The organism is uncultured Campylobacter sp. (assembly GCF_937949835.1).
Lineage (GTDB): Bacteria > Campylobacterota > Campylobacteria > Campylobacterales > Campylobacteraceae > Campylobacter_B.
Genome location: NZ_CALEDC010000025.1, coordinates 1 through 2210, shown reverse-complemented (window position 1 = coordinate 2210; position 2210 = coordinate 1). Strand labels below are relative to the sequence as shown.

Here is a 2210-nt window from a genome sequence, read left to right as displayed (position 1 = left end):
GAGAAAACCAAAATTTAGATCGCAGTGTTGCGATCTTAGAATTTGATGAGTTTTTTTAGGGAGAAAACCAAAATTTAGTCCGCGTGGTCGGACGAGTAACTTTAGGTGGGTGCAGGGAGTGCTTGCACTCCCGCTCGCAGCGGCGGCTTAGCCGCCGCGAGAAGTTAGGATCAAAACGGATACGTCAAGCAGCAGACGCGACCGACCTTTTCGTTGTAGCTGACGTCGAGCTTCAGATCGTATAGCTTGCTTAAAATTTCGCTTTTTATGATCTGCTCGGCCTTGCCGTATGCGACCTCGCCGCCGCCTTTTACGAGCGCGACGTATCCGCCCAAAAGCAGCGCGAAATCGGGATTGTGCGTGGCTAAAACGACGGTGTAGCCGTTTTTTAAAAGCTCTTTTGTGGCGCGTAGGAATTTGTATTGGTTGGCAAAGTCTAACGCCGAGGTGGGCTCGTCGAAGATCACGATCTTAGGCTCGCTGCAAAGGGCGCGCGCGATGGACGCCATCTGTCTTTGGCCGCCGCTTAGGCGCGTGATGATCTTGTCTTTTAGGTGCCAAATTTCAAGCATTTTCATGTAGCGCTGCGCGAGCTTGTAGTCGTTTTCGCTCGGCTGCGAAAAGATTCCGATATGCGCCGTGCGCCCCATCAGGACGTATTCAAAGACGCTGTAGTCGTACTCGCAGACCTCGCTTTGCGAGACGTAGCCGATGATCTCGGCGCGCCCTTTGGCGCTGAGGCTCGCCATGTCCTTGCCGTCAATTGAAATTTTACCGCGCAGGGGTGTAAGCGTGCCGCTGATTAAATTTAAAAGCGTCGATTTGCCCGCGCCGTTTTGCCCCAAAATCGTCAGCATCGCGCCCGCTTCGAGGTTGAAATTCACGTCGTGCAGCGTCAGAGGGGCGGATTTTACGTAGCCGAAGTCTAAGCTCTCAACCCTAACCATTTAGCTTCCTTTTGTTTTTAAGCAGGATGAATATAAAAAATAGCGTGCCGATAAAGCCCGTAAGCACCCCTAACGGGATCTCGCTTTGATTTATACTGCGCGCTACGTCATCTACGATGAGCACGAAGATCGCGCTTAAAAATATGCTCGCGGGGATCGCCTTGGTGTTGCTCACGCCCACGATCATGCGCGTTAGATGCGGCATCAAAAGCCCCACCCACGCGACTATGCCGCTGATACACACGCTGCTTGCGGTTAGCAGCGTCGCGCAGACGATGATGATGCCCCGCTCCAGCACGACGTTTACGCCGAGCTTCGCCGCCGTCGCATCGCCCATAGATAGGACGTTTATGCGGTAGCTCATCAGCACCAAGATAGCGATACAAACCCCCATCACCGGCGCTATCATCGCTAGCACGGAGGGATCGACCTTCGCGAGGCTTCCTAGCTGCCAATACACGATGTCTGCAAGCTTCGTCTCGGGATCTGCCATAAATTTTAAAAATCCGATCAGTGCGCCCATCAAACCGCTTACGATGATGCCGGCAAGCACGAGCATTATAGTAGCGCTCGAACGCAGCGCGCGCGTGATCAAAAGCGTAATGCAAACCGCCGCGAGCCCGAAAACGAAGGCGAAAAGCTGGATCAAAAGGATATTTAGATCAAGCAGGATCGCGATCGCCGCGCCCACGCAGGCTCCGGCGCTGACGCCTAAGAGATCGGGCGAAACGAGTTGGTTTTTAAAGACGCCCTGATACGCCGTGCCGCTGATGCCCAGCGCCGCACCCACGAGCACCGCGGCGATGATACGCGGCAGGCGCACCTGCATGATGACGTTGTGGACGTTTTGCGCTACCTCGCCGCCGCTAAGCGCTTTTAAAACCTCGGCAATGCTTAGTCCGAAGCGCCCTATACAAAGCGATATCGCGATCGTCGCGATCGTCGCCAGTATCAGTAGCACGAGCATAAATTTAAAATTTTTCATACCTTCCCTTGCTTTAAATTTTTATCTTTTGCCTTAAATTTAATCTTTGAAATTTCGCCTCGTTGAAACCTGCTTAAAATTCCGCTTTCCGGCTCGTAGGCGAAAGGCTTGCGGCAAAATTCCTTCGTGATAGCTCCAAGATCAATATTTCAGAAAAGATCCGGATGAAAATTTTAGCCGCCTGCAAGATTTGTAGTGACGTCCTCGCGCCCGTGCGGTCTCAGCCGAAAATGTTTGCAGGCGCAGCATAGACGCGCTTTTGCCGCACCGCCTCAAGC

General features: G+C 52.9%; 2 protein-coding genes. Both read right to left on the bottom strand.

Annotated features, from left to right (window positions below):
• Nucleotides 1-170: 170 nt before the first annotated feature.
• A complete protein-coding gene (locus tag Q0256_RS00615) occupies nt 171-947 on the bottom strand; it encodes an ABC transporter ATP-binding protein (protein WP_297959071.1) in 777 nt (258 codons plus the stop codon).
• Nucleotides 940-1932, bottom strand: a complete 993-nt coding sequence (locus tag Q0256_RS00610) for an iron ABC transporter permease (protein WP_297959069.1) — start codon at nt 1930-1932, stop codon at nt 940-942. Before Q0256_RS00610 ends, Q0256_RS00615 begins: the two co-directional genes overlap by 8 nt.
• Nucleotides 1933-2210 lie beyond the last annotated feature (278 nt).